Genomic DNA, 1191 nt, shown 5'->3' on the forward strand with positions numbered 1-1191 from the left:
ATCTCCCCCTTGGCGAAGCGTTCTCTCAGCAGGGCTACAGCTTGGTCTTCACCACCCTTCACCCCGGGCCAAAGCCAGCGCACGATGGCCAGTGTCAGAAGTACGGCAACTCCTAGGAAAAAGAGCATCATGAGGGGGCCCATCATCATCATGTACCCCCATCCCTCTCCTCCAAACATGTGCATATGCCCATAACCGGCGTCGCCTGTATCCGCGAGTGCTGGGGCGGATAGAAGAAGAAATGCGGTGATCGCAGTCGTGAAGTTTTTCAAGGCAACCTCCATTCTGGGGCACCGGCCGGAGGAGCAAAGACTGGCCCGAGGCGTGGTCCGCGCACTCACCGAGTTAGTAACCGATGCAAAACGTTGTACTTTAGCGAATATGGAGATTCCAGTTGGTGGAAGGTCAAGGAGATAGTGTGAACCATCACCGCAGCCTTGACCTTCTAGCAGGGGGAAGGTGTAGAGAGTTAAGCGAAATTCAGAACTTGAGTGTGACCAATGCCTTGGAAATTCCTCGCAACCTTAATGGGCATCCTCGTGCTTGCATCTGCAGGTGCGAATGCGCAGGAGATCAACTTCCCAGAGTTTTCCGATGACGCCCGGGAAGGAGGCTCTCTCTTCATGGGAAGTTGCGCTTCCTGCCACGGTCCTTTCGCCCAGGGAACCGAGAAGGGCCCGCCGTTGATCCATAAGTACTATGAACCCAATCATCACTCCGACCAGTCATTCATGTTGGCGATACGCCGGGGTGCGCGCCAACACCATTGGAACTTTGGTAACATGCCTGCGGTCAAAGGAGTTGCGGATGCGGAAATTCCGAAGATCATCCTTTATGTGCGTGAACTGCAGGAAGCCAACGGGATCAACTGAGCTTCCAGCAGTCGCTTAACGGCTACCAGAGACAGGAGAGCTTTATGCAACAGTGGTTTAAGCCCCTCACCTTGAGCCTGTCTGGGCTTGTTCTAGCAACTGGATTGAGCGGGCCGGCTTCCGCGGCTGGAGATCACGAACACAGCCACGACGAGCAGGATGAGATGCTCGAACAGATGATGAAGGCCCACCAAGGACACGATCACGAGCATGACTTTGAAGCATTGGATCATATGTCCGAGGAGGATATCCACGAGGCAATGGATCTTATGATCGACCTGGGTCTGGCTATGCCACCGATGGACAGCAATCATGGCAG

At 54.5% G+C, this 1191-nt stretch carries 3 protein-coding genes; 2 read left to right on the forward strand and 1 reads right to left on the reverse strand.

Features of this window, described 5'->3' with window-relative positions:
* Positions 1-272, reverse strand: a 272-nt coding sequence (locus tag V6D20_21035; protein HEY9818266.1) for a hypothetical protein, incomplete at its 3' end; no start/stop codon positions are given.
* 228 nt (positions 273-500) lie between these two features.
* Between V6D20_21035 and V6D20_21040 the strand changes: the two genes are divergently transcribed.
* A complete protein-coding gene (locus tag V6D20_21040; GenBank protein ID HEY9818267.1) occupies positions 501-872 on the forward strand; it encodes a cytochrome c in 372 nt (123 codons plus the stop codon).
* 44 nt (positions 873-916) lie between these two features.
* Positions 917-1191 (forward strand): hypothetical protein (locus V6D20_21045; protein ID HEY9818268.1); only part of this gene is annotated, 275 nt, incomplete at its 3' end.

The sequence above is a fragment of the Candidatus Obscuribacterales bacterium genome (assembly GCA_036703605.1).
GTDB lineage: Bacteria > Cyanobacteriota > Cyanobacteriia > RECH01 > RECH01 > RECH01.

Excerpts from the sequence above, each read along its gene's own strand:
- V6D20_21040 (HEY9818267.1), top strand. The coding sequence starts at position 501 with ATGCCTTGGAAATTCCTCGCAACCTTAATGGGCATCCTCGTGCTTGCA.